Source organism: Blautia sp. AM42-2, assembly GCF_003480245.1.
Taxonomy (GTDB): Bacteria; Bacillota; Clostridia; order Lachnospirales; family Lachnospiraceae; genus Fusicatenibacter; species Fusicatenibacter saccharivorans.
Genome location: NZ_QUIM01000001.1, coordinates 357,397 through 376,148, shown reverse-complemented (window position 1 = coordinate 376,148; position 18,752 = coordinate 357,397). Strand labels below are relative to the sequence as shown.

The window sequence follows — 18,752 nt, the reverse complement described above, 5'->3', positions numbered from 1 at the left end:
TTATTTCTCCAGCTCCTCGCGGATGGCCAGGATGAAATCACGGCTGTTTAATACGGTCGGATTTTCCATGGTGGTGATCAGCGCAAGGTCTTTTGTCATTTTTCCGCTCTCGATCGTTGCGATCGTTGCTTTTTCCAGACGGTCTGCAAATGCGGAAAGTTCTGCGTTTCCATCCATTTCCCCGCGTTTTCTGAGTGCGCCGGTCCATGCAAAAATGGTGGCCACGGAGTTGGTGGATGTCTCCTCACCTTTTAAGTGACGGTAATAGTGGCGCTGTACGGTTCCGTGCGCAGCCTCGTACTCGTAATATCCGTGCGGGGATACGAGAACAGAAGTCATCATCGCAAGGGAACCGAAGGCGGAGGATACCATGTCGCTCATGACATCGCCGTCGTAGTTCTTGCAGGCCCAGATAAAGCCGCCCTCTGCTTTCATGATGCGGGCAACGGCGTCGTCGATCAGAGTGTAGAAGTAGGTAATGCCTGCTTCTGCAAATTTCTCTTTGTACTCTGCATCGAAGATCTCCTGGAAGATATCCTTGAAGCGGTGATCATACTTCTTGGAAATCGTATCCTTGCTTGCAAACCACAGATCCTGTTTCGTGGACAGTGCGTACTCGAAACAGCTTCTCGCAAAGCTTTCTATGGAGTTATCCAGATTGTGCATGCCCTGAATGACACCGGCGCCGGTGAAGTTGTGGATCAGCTCTCTTGTCTCGGTGCCGTCCTCAGCCGTATAAACCAGCTCTGCTTTTCCCGGTCCCGGAATGCGCATTTCTGCATTTTTATAGACATCCCCGTATGCATGACGGGCAATCGTGATCGGTTTTTTCCAGTTGCGCACGCACGGCTCGATGCCTTTTACGACAATCGGGGTACGGAAAACGGTTCCGTCGAGCATGGCACGGATCGTTCCGTTCGGGCTCTTCCACATTTCTTTCAGATTGTACTCGGTCATACGCGCTGCATTCGGCGTAATGGTGGCACATTTGACTGCTACACCGTATTTCTTGGTAGCGTTTGCGGAATCTACGGTTACCTGATCGTTCGTCTCGTTTCTGTGTTCCAGTCCCAGATCGTAATATTCCGTTTTCAGGTCAATAAACGGGAGAAGCAGCTCATCTTTGATCATTTTCCAGAGAATTCTGGTCATCTCATCTCCATCCATCTCTACCAGAGGAGTGGTCATCTGAATTTTTTCCATAGTAGGCCTCCTTTTTCTATTCCCGTTTATTGTATAAAGTATCCTATAGCTTGTCAAGTCAAAATTCGCCTGATTTTTTGGCGTTTTCCCATAAATTCACACAATTTTTGCAGGATGAGAGGTGTTTTCCTTCATTTTTCTTTTTTTATGCTGCCGCACAGTGTCTCACAGAAGAGACAGAAAACGGTCTGTTTGAAGCATCCCATGCCCCTGACGGTTGCGCGGAAGGCCAAGGTCTCTCGCCGATTCGCAAAGCAGCATTTTCGCCTGGACATTTGTAAGATCCGGAACCCGTTCAAGTGCCAAAGCCACGGCTCCGGACACCCGCGGTGCCGCCATCGAGGTGCCGCTCTTCACCACATATTCCTTCCTGCTTCTTCCAGGCGCGCAGGAAATGAGACGTTTTCCAGGCGCGACAAGATCCGGTTTGCAGACGCAGTCCCGTGTCGGGCCGCATCCGGAGATTCCTCTTCTTGGCTCCAGCAGATCGCCCGCTCCCACAGTGATCACTTTTCTGCTGCTCCCCGGCGCCGTAATACTGCCCGGAGCGGGCCCCAGATTTCCGGCCGCTGTCACAACTGTGATCCCGTCATCCCAGGCGCGCTCCACCGCCTGCACGAGCAGATCATCCACCGATTTTTCCTGCTCTGTTGTTCCCACTGAAATATTTAAAATGCGGATATTAAGTCTTATTCGCTCTTTGCACACCCAGTCAATCGCCGCAAGGATATCCTGCTTTCTGCCGTTTCCCCTGCGGTCGAGAATTTTTGCTACCACAAATCTGCATTCCGGTGCCGTACCCCGGTACTTCCCGCCGGATGCTCTTCCGCTTCCGCCGAGGATTCCGCAGACATGCGTCCCATGCCCATTATCATCGTAAGGCGTCTCCCGCCCGTACACCAGATCCCGGAACGCCGCAATCCGGTTATCAAAATCAATATGCGGAAAAATCCCTGTATCCAGCACCGCCACGGTAATTCCTTGTCCTGTCAGAATTTTCTGCTCGTTCATCGCAAAGCTCCGGCGTATTCTTATTTTATGGTATGCAAAAAGGCTGCCCTTTGCAAGAAACAGCCTTTTTCTTATCAACTCTTTTAAAATTGTATCTGTTTTTCCCCTTTCCGCTTCCAGAGCATCATCGCAAGCGGGATGCCGCAGAGCTCGGCCAGAACGAAAGATACCCAGATCAGATTCAGATTTCCAAACCATTTCAGAATAAAAGCGAACACCAGCGGCAGGATAGCCTGGCGGGTCATGGATATGTACATGCTTTCTTTTCCGAGGGAAAGTCCCTGCAGCGATGCCTGATAGATCAGCCCCGGGATGGAGAGCAGATAGGCGACGGCGAGAATGCGAAGCGCCGGAACTCCGATGTTCATCAGGTTGTCGGAGGCATCAAAAAGTTTCAGTACAAATCCCGGGCAGGATTCCAGCACGGCGAAAAAGATCAGGAACAGTCCGCCGCCGTAGAGAATGCCGTAACGGATCGACTGGCGAATTCGTTCTTTCTGTTTTGCACCGTAATTGTACGCCACAATCGGAATCAGACCATTTGTGATACCGTGGACGCCAACCGTTGTGATGTTCTGAATTTTCGTGCAGATACCAAAAGCCGCAACAGCTGTAGACGAGAACGTAATGACAATCGCATTCATCGCCATGTTGACAACGGAGGTAAAAATCTGCACCAGCGTGGATGGAAAGCCGACTTTAATAATCTCTCTCACGCTCTCCCAATCCGGCTTCAAGGTAAAGGCAAACGGAATCTCCGGATTCCATTTTTTATTGATCAGCATTCCGGCAAGGCAGCCCATGAACTGACCGATGACTGTTGCAAGCGCAGCTCCGGCCGTCTCCATGCGCGGAAGACCGAACCAGCCGAAAATGAACATCGGATCGAGAATCAGATTGGTCAGTGATGCGGCGGACAGCGTGAAGATAAAGAGGTGCGATTTTCCACTTGCCATGACAAACCGGTCAAAGACCCACTGTCCCATCTGGCCAAGGGATGCCAACATGCAGATGCTTAAATACTGCATGCCGTATGATGCGATCGCTTCATTTCCGCCGGACTGGCTTTCAAAATAAATGCGGGCGAAGGCAAGACATAGAATACAGTTTAAGATCCACGAACAGCATGCGATAAAAATTGCCGCGCTCGCCGCATCTTTTACCTTTTTCGGATTCTTTTCTCCGAGTGCCCGCGAAATCACGGCGTTCAGGCCGACGGCATTGCCGAGGCCGAGCGATGACACGATCAGCTGCATCGGAGCTGCCAGCGAGATCGCTGTCAGGGCATCCTCGGAGACCCGTGCGACGAACACAGAATCCACAAAGTTGTAAAGTGAACTGATCAGCAGCGACAGCATCAGCGGCAGCCCCATGGAAATCACCAGGCGGCTGACCGGGACTGTTCCCATTTTGTTTTCTTCCATAAAAAACCCTCTTCTCTTTTTTCAATATCGTTAATTTCATTTTACACGCCAACAGGGAAAAGATCAAATACCTATCTCTTATACTGCCGCATAGTTTTCAGCTATGGATTATTTCATCAAAAAGAAACCCCGCGGAGTTTTTGTCTCCACAGGGCCGGCAGATTTTATTTCATTTTATTTCATTTTATTTTGCCATATTCTGTTTTTCCATCCGCTTCAGTTCCGGCAGTATCAGAGCCAGCATGGTGATAAAGCAGAGGCTTCCGCCGATTACGTTCGATACCGGCTCGGCGAGGAAGACACCGTCGGTTCCCATGTGGAGCGCATACGGCATCAGATAGGTGAGCGGCACAACAATAAATACTTTGCGGAGCAGGGAGAAAAAGATCGCCTGTTTCTTTTTATTCAGTGATTTGAATACGGTCTGGCCGATGTACTGCAGATCCATGAAAATAAATGCTGCAAAATACTGTTTCAGCGCCGGCACCGCATCCTGAATCAGTACAGCGTCTGAACTAAAAATACCGATCAGTACATGCGGAATCAGAATAATAACACTCCACATCACTGCGGTATAGCCAAGGATCATCGCACTCATCACGCACATGGCTTTGCGTACGCGGGCCGGACGGCGGGCACCGTAGTTGTAGCTTAAGATCGGAGAGGTTCCCTCATTCATCGCATAGATTGGGGTCTCTACGAGCTGACGGACACTTGATACAATTGTCATAACAGATATGTAAATATCGCCGCCGGTCACGGAAAGCACGTTGTTGCAGCAGATGGTAACAAGGCTGTTGGTGAGCTGCATGATAAAACCGGCCGTTCCGAGGCTGACGATATTTTTTGCATAGCCCGCACACTCGGAGATTTCATTTTTCCGTATAAACCGTACTTTCAGTTCCGCTTTCCGGGTCAGGAAATACAGAACGAACACAGCTGAGAGCGTCTGGGAAATGACGGTGGCAATCGCGGCACCCTGCACGCCGAAGCCAAGCACAAAGATAAACAGCGGATCAAGCAGCAGGTTTGCGACAGCTCCGATCGTAACGGAGAGCATGCCGACCGTTGAATAGCCCTGCGCATTGATGAACGGGTTCATGCCGGTCGCAATCATGGACGGCAGCGTTCCGATCAGATAAAGCATCATATAAGGATAGGCGTAAACCATCGCATCTGCCGATGCGCCGAACAGCGTCAGCAGCGGACGGGCAAACAGAAAGCCGATGACCATGAGGACAACGGCACAGGCGCAGACCATGGAGTAGGATGTATTCATGATCGTTTCCGCCTTCTGCGGATTGTTTTTTCCGCGCTCGATCGAAAACAGCGGAGCGCCGCCGCTTCCGAACAGGTTGCTGAATGCCGTGATGACAACGATCAGCGGAAAGCACAGGCCGACCGCGCCGAGCGCCGCCGTTCCCACATCTGGGATCCGCGCGATGTAAACGCGGTCTACGATGTTGTACAAAAGGCTTAAAATCTGAGCAACCAGCATCGGGAGCGCTGCCCCTAAAATGTTTCCGGTTACGGTTCCATGTTCGAAATCAATTCGTTTCATTGTTCTATCATTCCTTTTCTTTTCACTTGCTTTTCAGTATATCATGTCATATACTATATGTAAATTATTGTTTTTATATTAGATTTAAACAATTTTTATATGCTTTATCTTACAAAGGAGGATTCCCATGGAACTTCGACAGCTCGAATACTTCCGCGCCATCGTGGACGCCGGAACCATCAGCGGGGCGGCACGCATGCTGCATATGACACAGCCGCCGTTAAGCTATCAGCTTAAAATGCTCGAGGAAGAGCTTCAGGTGCCGCTTCTCGTGCGCGGTACAAAGAAAATCACACTGACTGAGGCGGGAAAAACACTGTACGAGCAGGCGGGTACACTTCTGATGCTCGCGGATCTTACGAAACGCGAAGTCGTAAAATCCAGCCAGGCGGCAACTCTGCACATCGGAATGACGCCTTCCACCGTGTCCCTTCTTTCCGACTACCTGCTCCGGTTTTCAAAACAGCATCCGCAGGTCCACTTCGATGTACACGAGGGTTCCACCTTTGCCCTCAAGGATCAGCTGGAAAATCATGTGATCGATCTTACTACGCTGCGCACACCGATCGTTTTAAACGGCTGTGAAACAAAAACACTCCTAAAAGAAAGCATCACCGCCATGGCACTCCCGGACCACCCGCTTTTTGCGGAGCGCGACACGCTTTCTCTTACCGAACTTGCCGAACAGCCGCTGATTCTTTCCAACCGCTACCGAAAATATATGCTCTCCGCTTTCGAACAGGCCGGTCTGTTCTGCGACATCTATCTGACCTGCGAGGATGCCCGCACGGCAATGACGATGGCGGAAAAAGGGCTTGGCATTGCTCTTCTGCCCGCCTCCATGCTGCCGCTTTCCCATCAATTAAAGGCCTGCGCCATCACGGACGCAGACCTTACAACGGAAATCCTGCTCGCCTGGCGCAAAGGGCGCCTTCCATCCGAGCTTCGGGATTTTTTAAAAATGTGGAATGAAACCTGACACATTAAAACAACTTATCTTTTTGCCGTACTCTGTTTTCAGCGTATGCAGCAGCTCCTTCTCATGCTGCGCATCCAGTGTACTGGACGGCTCATCCATCAGGCAGAGATCGGGATCGCGCAGGAAAATCCGTGCGATGCCGATTCTCTGGCGCTCTCCGCCGGAAAGGCGTGCACTCATCTGACCCATATCGGTCTGATAGCCCTCCGGCAGTGTCTCGATAAACTCCGCGATACCGGCGCGCTCTGCCGCTGTTCGGATTTCTTCAATGGAAGCATCCGGTTTTGCAATGGCAATATTCTCGGCAATCGTTGCATCAAACAGATAGGTGTCCTGCTCCAGAAACGCAATCCTCTGATGCAGTTCCGCAAAGCTGATCTGTTCCAGCGGAATGCCGTTGATCCGGATTTCACCTTCCGCCGGCGCATAAAACCGCAGCAGCAGACGCAGAATCGTCGATTTTCCGGCCCCCGATGCTCCGGCAATGCCGATCTTCTCTCCCTTCCGAATCTTAAAATTAAAGTGATCGAGCACTTTTTTCTCCGTTCCCGGATAGGAAAAGGTCACATCCGAAAACTCGATCGTCTGAATCTCCCCGCAGGAAACTGGATTTGCCGGTTCTTCTGTCTCCGACATCGTATCCTCGATTTTAAAGATCCGTTCCGCCGCTCCATACGTTTCCAGAAGACTCGTCACAACAAAGGTCAGATTGAACGTCGATGAAAGGGATGCCGTCGCTGCAAACGAGATCGCAATCGTTCCGACCGGATGATTGATCCCGCGGGAGGCAAGCACGCCCGCGCAGACGAGAATCAGGATTCTGGCGAGATATACAAAGAAGTTCGGGAATGAGGCAATCGTCTGGCGGTGTACGGTCAGCCAGAAGGATGCATGATTCACGTTCCGGTTTGCCTCGTCAACCTCCTTCATCCGCCGGAAACCCGCACCGAAAATCTGAATATCACGGATACTGTAAACACTCTCCAGAATTTTCGGATTCTTCGCCATTTTTGATTCCTCCTTATCAAATGATTTCTTTTGTTGACTTTATGATAGTCAATTTTTCTATTGAAATCAAAACTTTTTTCTTATCGTATTGATTAGTATTGCTAATCGTTCTTTTTTTCTATAAAGCATTGGAAAAGGCCCTGCATCAAGCAGAGTCTCTCACTATTTTTATCCTGGTATTATTTGACAACACAGAAATTCTCATCGATCCATTTCCGAACATCGTCTTCACTCACCTTAATCAGGCGGGCAATTCTTTCAACATCCATGCCGTCTTCTGCCATGGAAAGAGCAGTTTCCTTTGCCTTTTTCCATTCACCTTTTTTCCTATTATGGAATGCAAAAAGCCCCTGACGCTGCAAACAATTCCTTTGCAGGTCAGGGACTCCTCTCTATTTATGTGTGTGTAAGATATTGGCCTTTTATTTCTGTTCTTCGTCGCACGCGATGATATGTTTGCTCTTCTCATATCCGATCGCTTTCCGGTCGGTGATGAAGATTGGTTTTTCGAAGTCTGCGAAGGTGACGGAGCTGATGCTGTTAAATTTGCTTGCGTCGCAGAGGACGTAGCACTGGCGGCACTGTTCCATGGCGGTCTTTTTGGTGACGGCCTCGTTGACGTCCGGGGTTGTGCAGCCGCTTCTTCGGGTTACGCCATTTGTTCCGAAAAAGCCTTTGGTGAAATGATACTCCTGGATCGTGCGGATTGCCTGGTTTCCGACGACAGCTTCTGTGGAGCTTTTGAGCTCGCCGCCTACCAGAATGACCTTAAACCCGCGTGATGCCAGCCGCTGTGCGTGGGCAACAGCGTTTGTCACGAAAACGGCGGAGGTTGCCCGGATGAAATCGATCATATGCGCCGTTGTCGTTCCCGCGTCGAGAAAGACGAAATCGTCCGGCTCGATGAGGGATGCCGCATATTCTGCGATTTTCCGTTTGGCATCGCAGTTCAGCTCATTTTTCTGCGCAACGGTGTACTCGTGTGCCGTCACCTTCTGGCCGGCTTCCACGGCGCCGCCGAATACCTTTTCCAGCTTGCCCTCCTTGTCGAGCGCTGTGATATCGCGGCGTACCGTGGACTCCGATGTATCGAGAAGATCCCGGACTTCCGTCACGGTGATGCTTCCCTTTTCTTTTAACAGTTTCAAAATTATCTCATGTCTCTGCTGTGTTAACATTTCTTTCCTGCCTTATATTCTGCCACATTTGTTTCCAGAATGATCTTGCGGAGCGGAAGGATGCTTCCCGGAGAAACGGAAAGTTCATCTACGCCCATCGCAAGGAACTCTTTTGTCAGCTCCTGGTCAGCGCCGAGCTCGCCGCAGATACCGGCCCAGATGCCGGCTTTGTGTGCATTCTCCACAACCATCTGAATCATGCGCAGGATCGCCGGGTGATGCGGATCAAAGAACGGATCCAGCTTTGTGTTCTGGCGGTCGATCGCGAGGGTGTACTGACTGAGGTCGTTCGTTCCGATACTGAAGAAATCAACCTCTTTTGCCAGCTCATCGCTGATGATGGCAGCCGCCGGGGTCTCGATCATGATACCCTGCTCTGGATTTCCGTACTCAATGCCCTGCTCAGCGAGAGAAGCTTTTACTTCCTCCACAATCGCTTTGATCTGGCGAACCTCGCCGACACTTGTGATCATTGGATACATAATGGCAATTTTTCCATATGCGCTTGCGCGGAACAGCGCGCGAAGCTGTGTCTTGAAGATCTCCGGCCGCGTCAGGCAGATGCGGATCGCACGGCAGCCAAGTGCCGGATTCTCCTCTTTTTCCATCTCGAAATAATCGCACTGTTTGTCAGCACCGATATCGAGGGTACGGATGATGACGCGTTTTCCCGCCATCGTCTCTGCTGCCTGTTTGTAGATACGGAACTGCTCCTCCTCTGTTGGATAGTGATCCTGCTCCAGATAGATAAACTCGCTTCGGAACAGGCCGATGCCGCCCGCGTCGTTCTGCATGACAGCCGCAAGGTCTTTGATGTTTCCAATATTAGCATACAGCAGAATTTTCTGTCCGTCCAGTGTAATATTTTCTTTTCCCTTTAAGGTGAGGAGCAGTTTTTTCTTTTCCTCCTCCTCGGTGCGGCGCTTCTGCATGGCAGCAAGAGTCTCCTCGTCCGGATCAACATAGATGGTTCCATCCGATCCGTCTACGATGCCGAGCTTTCCGTCTACGCTCTCATCCAGCGGAAGCGGTGTTCCGACCAGTGCCGGAATCGCCATGGTTCTTGCAAGGATAGCGGTGTGGGAATTTAAAGAACCGTGTACGGTAACAAAAGAAAGAACTTTGTCCTTATCCATCTGTACCGTCTCAGACGGCGCAAGGTCATCTGCCACGATGATCGCCGGTTCGTCGTTTAAGGATGCGTCGGTGTCGTCTCCGTTTAAGATGGAGATCAGACGCTCGGAAATATCCTTTACGTCTGCCGCGCGCTCTCTCATGTAATCATCGTCCATGGCAGAAAACATCTGCGCAAAGTTGTCGCCTGTCGTTGCAACGGCATACTCAGCGTTGACGCCCTGGCTCTTGATAATATTCTCGACGGACTCGTTGTAGCCGTCGTCCTCCATCATCATCTGATGTACCTCGAAGATCGCTGCATTGGCCTCGCCAACCTCTTTGCATGCTTTTTCATACAGAACGCCAAGCTGTGCGATTCCTTTTGCCTTTGCTTCCTCAAACCGTGCCATCTCCGCATCCGGATTTTCTACTTTCACACGTTTTACCTGACGCTCATTCTTTTTGTATACGCGGATCTTTCCGATCGCAATGCCGGAAAATACGCTTTTTCCCTGATAAATCTGCATAAGTTTTCTCCACCTTTGTTCTCGATATCCGAATTTTCTGTCCAGACAGCCGGAGCGTGTTTAAAAAGGATTTCTTAGTTTCAGAAAGTTTTTCAAACACGCTCCTGCCGATTACTATATTGTAATTCTCCAGAGCCCCATCTCAATTCCGCTTACGCTCCATTTCGATGTGGCTTCTCGCCATATGGAATTCCAGAAAAAAGCACTCATTCATGCAAGCATGATTCGCACTTTTTTCTTCCATTCCGCATGGCTCTGTAGAATTACAAGTTCTCTTTCATGAAATTGCTGATTGCTTCGTATGCAGCATCTTCATCTGCTCCATCGAAGGTCAGGGTAACTTCTTCGCCCTGTTTTACAGCCAGTCCCATGATGCCGAAGATGGCTTTGCAGTTCATGGCTTTTCCGTCTTTTGCGATCTTGATATCACAGGAAAATTCTTTGACTGCTTTTACCAGCATTCCTGCCGGACGAGCGTGGATTCCTTCTGGATCTGTTACAACATACTTAAATTCTTTCATGATTTTTTCCTCCCATAGGATCTTTGATATTTTTATTTTACTTTGTTTTCTGTCTTTTTTCTACTCTTTTATGCAACTTTTTTCTTTAAAACTCCAAGCAGAACTGCGGATACCACTGTTCCGATGACAACTGCCACCAGATAAAGCAGCGCATTTCCCATAACCGGTACAACGAAGATGCCGCCGTGCGGTGCCATTAAGGTACAGCCAAATGCCATGGAGAGCGCACCTGCGAGGCCAGAGCCGATGATGCAGGCCGGAAGAACGTGGATCGGGTCTGCTGCTGCGAATGGAATCGCACCCTCGGTGATGAAGGCGAGTCCCATGATGAAGTTGGTCGGACCGGATTCTCTTTCTTCTTTTGTAAATTTATCTTTGAACAGCAGGGTTGCAAGTGCAATCGCACACGGAGGAACCATACCGCCGATCATAACGGATGCCATAATGTCGTAGTTTCCTGCTGCGATGGCTGCTGTTCCGAATACGTAAGCTGCTTTGTTGAACGGGCCGCCCATGTCGATGGCCATCATGCCGCCGAGGATCATGCCAAGGATCAGCTTGCTGGATCCGCCCATGGAAGCAAGACCATTGTTCAGTACCGTGTTGACGGTTCCCATGATCGGCTCTACAATGAAGAGCATCAGAAGTCCCATCGCAAGGATGCCGACTACCGGGTAAATCAGAACCGGCGCAATCTTTTCGAGTGCTTCCGGAAGTTTCTCACATGCTTTGCGGAGGCCAAGGATAATGTAGCCTGCTGCAAAACCGGCAACGAGTGCTCCAAGGAAACCGGAGGTTCCGCTCGATGCCATCATACCGCCGACAAAACCAAGGGCAAGTGCCGGCCGGTCGCCGATTGCCATGGCGATGTAGCCTGCAAGAACCGGGAGCATGAAACCGAATGCCACGCCGCCGATCTGTTTGAACATCGCTGCAGCCGGGGTAATCGTACCGAAGTTTGATCTGGCTGCGGCATCAAGGGAGTTCATATCAACAAGAAGTCCGTCGATCAGGAATGCGATTGCGATCAGAATACCGCCGCCGACAACGAACGGAAGCATATGGGAAACACCATTCATCAGCTGGGTGTACAGCTGGTGGCCGATACCGCCGCTGTTCTTCTTCGTGCTTGCTGCGGCTGTCTGCGCATTGCCGCTCTTGTAAACCGGTGCGTTTCCGGACATCGCAAGCTCGATCAGCTCATCTGCTTTGCTGATACCGTCGGATACCTGGCGCTGAATGACTTTCTTTCCGTCGAAACGATCCATCGGAACCTGTGCGTCGGCTGCAACGATGATGCAGTCCGCATCGGCGATTTCCTGTGCAGTCAGCACGTTTTTCGCTCCGCCGGAGCCTCGTGTCTCGACTTTTACGAAGCATCCTTTTGCTTTCGCTGCTTTCTCGATTCCCTCGGCTGCCATGTAAGTGTGGGCAATACCGGTCGGGCAGGAAGTAACGGCGAGAATCTTCACCTGATTTTCTTTTGCTTCCACCGGCTCTGCAAGACGCTCATCTACGCTCTTTTTCTCTTCATCGGCGCGGTCGATAATGGCAAGGAACTCTTCCGGTGTCCTTGCGTTTCGAAGGCTCTTGGTGAACTCTTCATCCATCAGCATCATGGAAAGTTTACTTAAGACATCGAGGTGAACGTTGTCTTTTGTGTTCGGCGCTGCGATGAGGAACAGCAGGGTGACCGGCTCTCCATCGAGAGAATCAAAATCAACGCCGTTCGGGATCACCATGGCTGCAAGGCCCGGTTTGTTTACTGCATCACATTTTCCGTGCGGAATCGCAATTCCCTCTCCGATTCCTGTGGTGCTCTCTTCTTCTCTTGCGTAAACCTGTGCACGGTACGCATCTTCGTCTGTGATCTTTCCGCTTTTGACCATCAGCGCTACGGCTGCATCAAGCGTTTCCTGTTTGCTTTTCGGTGCGGCATCCAGCGCAATACTGCGGATGTCCAGCAACTCTGTGATTCTCATGAGACGTCCTCCCTTTTATTTTGTAATCTGTTCGTAGACAGATGCAATTTCCTCCCGGGTTGCAAGGTTTTCAGAAAAAGCACTTGCACTTCCCGCTGCGATTCCCATATGGAACGCATGGAGGTAATCTTCTTTTTCCATGTAGCCTGCCATGAATCCGGCTACCATCGAGTCTCCTGCGCCGACGCCGTTGATAAGCTTTCCTTTCGGGGCCGGAGCTTCAAAGACCTCACCGGATGCGGCAACGAGAACGGCTCCTTCGCCTGCCATGGAAACCAGAACGTTCTGTGCGCCCTTTTTCTGCAGCTGTTTTGCATACGGAACAACCGACTCTCTTGTCTTTAATTCCACACCGAAAATCTCGCCGAGTTCGTGATTGTTCGGTTTGATGAGGAACGGGTGGTACGGCAGAACCTTCATCAGCAGATCACGGGTCGCGTCTACGACGATGCGGACGCCCTTGCCGTCGAGCATTTCCATAATTTTCTGATAGGCATCATCTGTCATGGATGACGGGATGCTGCCTGCGAGGAAGAGAACGTCGCCCTCGCCGAGTGCGGAAAGCTGTTTCATCAGCTCTTCCACTTTTTTCTCCGGGATTTCGGGTCCCTGTCCGTTGATCTCAGTTCCGTCAATGCTCTTTAATTTGACGTTGATGCGGGAATATCCTTCTTCCAGCCAGATGCAGCCGTTTTTAATTCCCATCTGGTCGAGCCGTCCCGCGATTTCTTTTCCGGTAAAGCCTGCCAGAAATCCGAGCGCTGTGCTCTCAATTCCAAGGTTTCCAAGTACGGTCGATACGTTGATTCCTTTTCCGCCCGGAAGCATCAGCTCGGAGCTTGTGCGGTTGGTAAGGCCGAGCTTGAAGTCTTCCACCGATACAATGTAGTCCAGAGACGGATTGAATGTCACTGTGTAAATCATATTTCCCTCCTGCTTTATTTTGATCGTTTTTGCTTTGATAAGATTATCATATCGTCATATTCATTCAAAATCAATCATTAATATTTCATGAATTTTCCCTTCTCTTTTTGTCACATTTGCATAAGTTTAGAGTTTTGTGACGGATTTTCCCGGTTTATCGCCCTGTTTTGACCGACTTTGACTGATCGTCATCTTTTCTTCCCTGTCACGCATTGATCACTTTATTCTCTCCATTTCGGTCATTTTTTATCAGACACTTTCTTTCTGTTCTCATTTTTGTACTTTACTTTTTCCGGATTTGGTACTAAAGTGAAGAGAAATCAAAAAAAGAATTTCCAGAAGAGGTGATTTTATTTGAAACGATACTATATTCTTCACTATTTTGATCCCGCCAATGTGGGCAGTTTTCTGCTTGTCTCACTGCTCGGCCTGATTCTGGTGCTTGCCCTTGTGCTTCTGATTGCAAAATTGCAGATTCAGCGGCAGCTAAAAGAGGAGACAGAGGAAAAAGCGAAAAAAATACGCCGGAAGAAACACCAGCGCAGGCAGTATCAGATTGTGGAAAGCTTTTATGAGCTGGTTTTCTCCGGCACTTCGATTCTTCTCTTCCTCTCCCTCTACTACATTATCGACGAGCGTCTGCCGCAGATTTCGATGTACTGGGAGAAGTATCAGGATGTGGTGCTTCTTGTCTTTATCGTGCTCTCCGTCTTTCTGACAAGCTGGCTCGATGTGGTTCTCGTAAAGCTCACGCATCTTGAGCCGGATCAGAAAGCATCGGTGCGGCTGATTTCGGTCTTCTATATTGTACTGATTCTCCTGTACATCCGCTTTATCTACGAGGACACGAATTATGACGGGCTGATTCTCTATTTCCTGACGCTGACGGTCGGCCGCTTCCTGTATTTCGACTTTACGGTCAAGAGTTTTCTTGAAACGATGCGGGGCGTGTTGGAAAATCTACCGCTTCTTGTCATCATGAGCGCCTACTCCGGTTTCGTGTGCTGGTATGGGTTCCATGTCGGCTTTCTGCTGAAATCAAATGGCGTCATTTTGAGCACCTTTCTTGCCCATCTGTTTATGGACTGCTCGATCTTTCTGCTCCACAAGACAAGAATTTTAAAGCATGTGATACGAAAAATTTAAAACCGGCATTTTTTTACCAGCCATATATCAAAAGCTCTGCAGATCAGAATTTTGCATTTTCTGTTCTGCAGAGCTTTTCTTATTTAATGTTCTTTTTTACATGCCAAACAGCAGTGCAAAGCCATGTACGACAAAAGCTGCCAGCCAGGCGATCACACACTGGGAAACGACAACACCGGCTGCCCATCTGCCGCCAAGCTCCCGCTTGATGGAAGCGACTGCCGCCACACACGGCGTATAGAGGAGGCAGAAAACCAGAAGGCTTAATGCGGAAACCGGTGTCAGAATTTCGGTCAGCTGCGCGGTCGTGCCGAACAGTACGGAAAGTGTGGAGACGACACTCTCCTTTGCCATAAATCCGGTTAGAAGGGCGGTCGATACTCTCCAGTCTCCAAATCCAAGCGGCCGAAAAACCGGGGCGAGACGGCCGGAGACAACGGCGAGAATGCTGTCCTTGGAGTCCTCCACGACATTGAGATGCGTTCCAAAGGTCTGTAAAAACCAGATCACAATCGTGGCAACAAAAATGACGGTGAATGCCCGCTGCAGGAAGTCTTTTGCCTTATCCCACAAAAGCTGTCCGACATTTTTTGCCCCCGGCATGCGGTAGTTTGGAAGCTCCATGACAAACGGAACGGCTTCCCCCTGGAATAAAGTTCCCTGCATCAGCATCGCCATCAGGACAGCCATGAAGATACCACCGAAATACAGAAGAACCATCACAAGGGCACTGTATTTCGGGAAGAATGCGGCGGTAAAGAACGCGTAAATCGGAAGTTTTGCCGAACAGCTCATAAACGGAGTTAATAGGATCGTCATTTTCCGGTCACGCTCGGAAGGCAGGGTGCGGCTCGCCATGACGCCCGGCACGGTACAGCCAAAACCGACCAGCATCGGCACGATACTGCGGCCGGAGAGGCCGATTTTCCGGAGCAGCTTATCCATCACAAATGCCACGCGCGCCATATAGCCGCTGTCTTCCAGAATGGACAGGAAGAAAAACAGGGTGACGATGATCGGAAGGAAGCTTAAGACACTTCCGACGCCGTTAAAAATACCGTCAATCACAAGGGAATGAAGCACCGGATTGACGCCCCATGCTGTCATGGCGCTGTCCACGAGCTCGGTCAGTTTTCCGATCAGAACCTCCAGCACACTCTGCAGCGATGCTCCGATCACATGGAAGGTCAGGAAAAAGACAGCCGCCATAATCCCGGCAAAACATGGCAGAGCCGTATATTTTCCGGTCAGCACACGGTCAATTTTTGTGCTCCGCACATGCTCGCGGCTCTCTTTTGGTTTTACCACGGTCTCACGGCAGACTTTTTCAATAAAATTAAAACGCATATCCGCAATCGCCGCCGCGCGGTCCAGGCCGCGCTCCGTCTCCATCTGACAGACGATATGCTCGAGCATCTCTTTCTCGTTTTCATCGAGGGCCAGCTGCTCCAGGATCAGCGCATCGCCCTCTGCCAGCTTGCTCGCCGCAAACCGCACCGGAATATCCGCCCTTGCGGCGTGATCCTCGATCAGATGCATGATCGCATGCAACGCACGGTGGACGGCACCGCCGTGGTCATTCGCCTCACAGAAGTCCTTTCTGCCCGGTTTTTCCTGGTATTTGGCCACATGGACAGCATGGGCAACCAGTTCATCGATTCCCTCGTTTTTTGCAGCGGAAATCGGGATAACCGGGATGCCAAGTCTCTCTTCCATCTGGTTCACGAGCACAGAACCGCCGTTTTCGCGTACCTCATCCATCATGTTGAGGGCCAGTACCATCGGAACGTCGAGTTCCATCAGCTGCATCGTCAGATACAGGTTTCGTTCGATATTTGTCGCATCTACAATATTGATGATGCCGCGCGGATGCTCGTTCAGAACGAAATTCCGGGTGACGATCTCTTCGCTTGAATACGGCGACATCGAATAAATGCCGGGAAGGTCGGTGACCAGCGTGTTTTTCTGGCCGCGGATTTCACCGTCCTTCCGGTCTACGGTCACGCCGGGGAAGTTTCCGACGTGCTGGTTGGATCCCGTTAATTGGTTGAACAGGGTGGTCTTGCCGCAGTTCTGGTTTCCGGCCAGCGCAAAGGACAGCAGCTCTCCTTCCGGCAGTGGATGCTCCTCTGCCTTATTGTGATACTTTCCGCCCTCTCCAAAGCCGGGATGCGGAATCGCTCTGGCATCCGGCTGCTCCTTTTCTTTTACGGTATCCCGCACCTCATCAATTTCAATCCGTCCGGCATCGTCAAGGCGAAGTGTCAGCTCATAGCTGTGAATCCGTACTTCCACAGGATCTCCCATCGGTGCATACTTTACCATTGTTACCTCCGCACCTGGAATGATTCCCATATCGAGGAAGTGCTGCCGCAGCGCACCCTCTCCTCCTACGGTACGGACAGTCGCCGTTTTTCCGATCGGCAGTTCTTTCAATGTCATATCTGTCTCTCCTTGTTGATTCTCATTATCATTAACAAGTATATGACACGATTCGACTGCGGTCAAGCGCCTGCCGCTATTTACTGTTTTCTTTCTTCCAGTTTTTTCTGTACACTTGGAAACCGCTCGAGATCCGTGTGTGGAATTGCCTGGGCGGCTACCATCATGGAAATAAAGTCAGAGACCTGACCAAACTGAATATAAACCATCTCCTCGAGAATCCGGTCAATCTCTTCGATTCGGGTTCTGTCCAGCAGAATTTTTTCCGCTCCCTCTAACGACGTATTTCCAGCGCAGATGAGGCGTTCCCGGTCCATATCCGGATACATGCCGATTGTGATGGCTGACTCCTTCGAGACGTGTTTTCCAAACGCGCCCGCCGCGTAAAACCGGTCGATATCTTCCATGGAGATGCCGGATTCACGCATCATGTACTCAACCATCGTATAGGCGGCCGATTTCGTCCGCAGAAATTCGGCGATATCGCTCTGATAAAAGTTCAGTCCTTCCCTGTACTCGACACACCATTCTCCCGTCTTCGGATCTTCTTTGATCTTTTCTGACCGCTCCGGCTGCAGGGTACCGAACAGGTTGATCCATCCATTTAGGAATAATTCCGCGAGCAGATCGATAATGCCGGAACCGCAGATGCCCTTTGGCTTACCCTCTCCGATTACATGGCACTGGATTTTCCCGTCTTCTATTTTTACCGTATCAACAGCGCCTTCTGCAGCTCGCATGCCGGTTTTGACCACGCCGCCCTCGAGCGCCGGACCGGCAGCGCCTGCGCCGCAGAGCAGAAATTCCCGGTTTCCGACGACAAGCTCGCCGTTCGTTCCGATATCAAAAAAAACGCTGATCGTTTCTTTTTTATAGAGTTCCGTTGCGATCATACCGCTTAATATATCACCGCCCAGGTAATTGGATTTTCCCGGCACGCAGTAGACACATCCCTTCATGGGAAATCCCATCTCTTTCGCCGGAAGGAATCCGACGCGGTCTGCGCGCACGGCGTACGGGGATGAAAAGACGCAGAACGGATCCAGTCCCAGCAGGAAATGGATCATCGTTGTGTTGCCGGATACGACCATTGAGAGAACATCCGACGGCGCAATTCCTGTCTTTTGGCGAAGTTTTTCAAAGAGCAGTGTAAATGTCTCCATCGTACACGCACGGATGTCCTGCAGTACCTCCGGTTTATCCTTACAGGCAAAGATTCTCGTCAGAATATCGGTTCCATAGGCAGTCTGGCGGTTGTATTCGCTCTCCTCGGCAAGCACGGTACCGTCGCTGCAGTTTACCAGGCGCACAACGACGGTCGTACTTCCAAGATCAGCGGCATAGCCGTAATGCTCTGCTGCTGTATCGCCCGCTTCCAGATCAACCACCTGCCAGATGCTTCCATTCCATGCGAGGGAAACCGTTATGTTATAGTCTGCCTCATCGCAGATGGGATACAGTTTCTGCAGCGCTGGAAGGGTAAATGATGCGGTGATTCCTTTCTCTTTTAATGCATCCAGTATCCGCATCTGGCTGGAGCGGGCGTCCTCCTCCGTCGGCGGGACCAACTCCAGATACTGTTTCTGTGTTACTCCTCTATTCATTATTACTTCCTCATTTCCTGATCATTTTTCTGTTTCTTATTGTAGCACTTTTCTCTTTTCCAGAGAACTTATTTTTTTCACATTTTTACTACATTTCCATCACAGATTCCCATTATACTGCAAAGC

At 50.4% G+C, this 18,752-nt stretch carries 14 protein-coding genes; 2 read left to right on the top strand and 12 right to left on the bottom strand.

Translation table 11 applies throughout. From position 1 onward, the window contains the following. From DW915_RS01795 to DW915_RS01780, 4 genes are all read right to left on the bottom strand, one after another. Window positions 1-1,203, bottom strand: a complete 1,203-nt coding sequence (locus DW915_RS01795; protein WP_055217983.1) for an NADP-dependent isocitrate dehydrogenase — start codon at window positions 1,201-1,203, stop codon at window positions 1-3. A 165-nt stretch (window positions 1,204-1,368) separates the two neighbouring features. Continuing rightward, complete coding sequence (locus DW915_RS01790; RefSeq protein WP_118741438.1) at window positions 1,369-2,214, bottom strand: S8 family peptidase; 846 nt, start codon at window positions 2,212-2,214, stop codon at window positions 1,369-1,371. A gap of 83 nt (window positions 2,215-2,297) precedes the next feature. Beyond that, the gene (locus tag DW915_RS01785; protein WP_118741437.1) at window positions 2,298-3,638 is read right to left on the bottom strand and encodes an MATE family efflux transporter; all 1,341 of its coding nucleotides are present in this window, start codon (window positions 3,636-3,638) and stop codon (window positions 2,298-2,300) included. Window positions 3,639-3,822: 184 nt separating this feature from the next. Beyond that, window positions 3,823-5,199 carry an MATE family efflux transporter gene (locus tag DW915_RS01780; protein WP_118741436.1) on the bottom strand — a complete coding sequence of 459 codons (1,377 nt, stop codon included), beginning with the start codon at window positions 5,197-5,199 and terminating at the stop codon, window positions 3,823-3,825. A 127-nt stretch (window positions 5,200-5,326) separates the two neighbouring features. Here DW915_RS01780 and DW915_RS01775 point away from each other — a divergent pair, with 127 nt between their 5' ends. Continuing rightward, window positions 5,327-6,178, top strand: a complete 852-nt coding sequence (locus DW915_RS01775; protein WP_022462580.1) for a LysR family transcriptional regulator — start codon at window positions 5,327-5,329, stop codon at window positions 6,176-6,178. Here the strand turns inward: DW915_RS01775 and DW915_RS01770 are convergent. From DW915_RS01770 to pfkB, 6 genes are all read right to left on the bottom strand, one after another. Continuing rightward, a complete protein-coding gene (locus DW915_RS01770; RefSeq protein ID WP_118741435.1) occupies window positions 6,155-7,186 on the bottom strand; it encodes an ABC transporter ATP-binding protein in 1,032 nt (343 codons plus the stop codon). The genes DW915_RS01775 and DW915_RS01770 overlap by 24 nt on opposite strands. Window positions 7,187-7,608: 422 nt before the next feature. Next, a complete protein-coding gene (locus tag DW915_RS01760) occupies window positions 7,609-8,364 on the bottom strand; it encodes a DeoR/GlpR family DNA-binding transcription regulator (RefSeq protein WP_118741434.1) in 756 nt (251 codons plus the stop codon). Then, complete coding sequence (gene ptsP / locus DW915_RS01755; protein WP_055265171.1) at window positions 8,358-10,007, bottom strand: phosphoenolpyruvate--protein phosphotransferase; 1,650 nt, start codon at window positions 10,005-10,007, stop codon at window positions 8,358-8,360. The genes DW915_RS01760 and ptsP overlap by 7 nt, the downstream gene beginning before the upstream one ends. Window positions 10,008-10,270: 263 nt before the next feature. Then, entirely contained in the window at window positions 10,271-10,528 is a 258-nt protein-coding gene (locus DW915_RS01750; RefSeq protein ID WP_022463097.1) for an HPr family phosphocarrier protein, read from the bottom strand. 68 nt (window positions 10,529-10,596) lie between these two features. Next, window positions 10,597-12,510, bottom strand: a complete 1,914-nt coding sequence (locus DW915_RS01745) for a PTS fructose transporter subunit IIABC (RefSeq protein ID WP_055265173.1) — start codon at window positions 12,508-12,510, stop codon at window positions 10,597-10,599. Window positions 12,511-12,525: 15 nt separating this feature from the next. Continuing rightward, window positions 12,526-13,434 (bottom strand): 1-phosphofructokinase, encoded by a 909-nt coding sequence (gene pfkB / locus DW915_RS01740; protein ID WP_118741433.1) that lies wholly within the window; start codon window positions 13,432-13,434, stop codon window positions 12,526-12,528. Window positions 13,435-13,788: 354 nt separating this feature from the next. Here pfkB and DW915_RS01735 point away from each other — a divergent pair, with 354 nt between their 5' ends. Then, window positions 13,789-14,580 (top strand): hypothetical protein, encoded by a 792-nt coding sequence (locus DW915_RS01735; protein WP_118741432.1) that lies wholly within the window; start codon window positions 13,789-13,791, stop codon window positions 14,578-14,580. 96 nt (window positions 14,581-14,676) lie between these two features. Here the strand turns inward: DW915_RS01735 and feoB are convergent, their stop codons facing one another. Continuing rightward, window positions 14,677-17,022, bottom strand: a complete 2,346-nt coding sequence (feoB, locus tag DW915_RS01730; protein WP_118741431.1) for a ferrous iron transport protein B — start codon at window positions 17,020-17,022, stop codon at window positions 14,677-14,679. Between the two features lie 80 nt (window positions 17,023-17,102). Continuing rightward, a complete protein-coding gene (locus DW915_RS01725; protein WP_118741430.1) occupies window positions 17,103-18,626 on the bottom strand; it encodes an ASKHA domain-containing protein in 1,524 nt (507 codons plus the stop codon). Between the last annotated feature and the right edge of the window lie 126 nt (window positions 18,627-18,752).

Excerpts from the sequence above, each read along its gene's own strand:
- DW915_RS01795 (WP_055217983.1), bottom strand. The coding sequence starts at position 1,203 with ATGGAAAAAATTCAGATGACCACTCCTCTGGTAGAGATGGATGGAGAT.
- DW915_RS01790 (WP_118741438.1), bottom strand. The coding sequence starts at position 2,214 with ATGAACGAGCAGAAAATTCTGACAGGACAAGGAATTACCGTGGCGGTG.
- DW915_RS01785 (WP_118741437.1), bottom strand. The coding sequence starts at position 3,638 with ATGGAAGAAAACAAAATGGGAACAGTCCCGGTCAGCCGCCTGGTGATT.
- DW915_RS01780 (WP_118741436.1), bottom strand. The coding sequence starts at position 5,199 with ATGAAACGAATTGATTTCGAACATGGAACCGTAACCGGAAACATTTTA.
- DW915_RS01775 (WP_022462580.1), top strand. The coding sequence starts at position 5,327 with ATGGAACTTCGACAGCTCGAATACTTCCGCGCCATCGTGGACGCCGGA.
- DW915_RS01770 (WP_118741435.1), bottom strand. The coding sequence starts at position 7,186 with ATGGCGAAGAATCCGAAAATTCTGGAGAGTGTTTACAGTATCCGTGAT.
- DW915_RS01760 (WP_118741434.1), bottom strand. The coding sequence starts at position 8,364 with ATGTTAACACAGCAGAGACATGAGATAATTTTGAAACTGTTAAAAGAA.
- ptsP (WP_055265171.1), bottom strand. The coding sequence starts at position 10,007 with ATGCAGATTTATCAGGGAAAAAGCGTATTTTCCGGCATTGCGATCGGA.
- DW915_RS01750 (WP_022463097.1), bottom strand. The coding sequence starts at position 10,528 with ATGAAAGAATTTAAGTATGTTGTAACAGATCCAGAAGGAATCCACGCT.
- DW915_RS01745 (WP_055265173.1), bottom strand. The coding sequence starts at position 12,510 with ATGAGAATCACAGAGTTGCTGGACATCCGCAGTATTGCGCTGGATGCC.
- pfkB (WP_118741433.1), bottom strand. The coding sequence starts at position 13,434 with ATGATTTACACAGTGACATTCAATCCGTCTCTGGACTACATTGTATCG.
- feoB (WP_118741431.1), bottom strand. The coding sequence starts at position 17,022 with ATGACATTGAAAGAACTGCCGATCGGAAAAACGGCGACTGTCCGTACC.
- DW915_RS01725 (WP_118741430.1), bottom strand. The coding sequence starts at position 18,626 with ATGAATAGAGGAGTAACACAGAAACAGTATCTGGAGTTGGTCCCGCCG.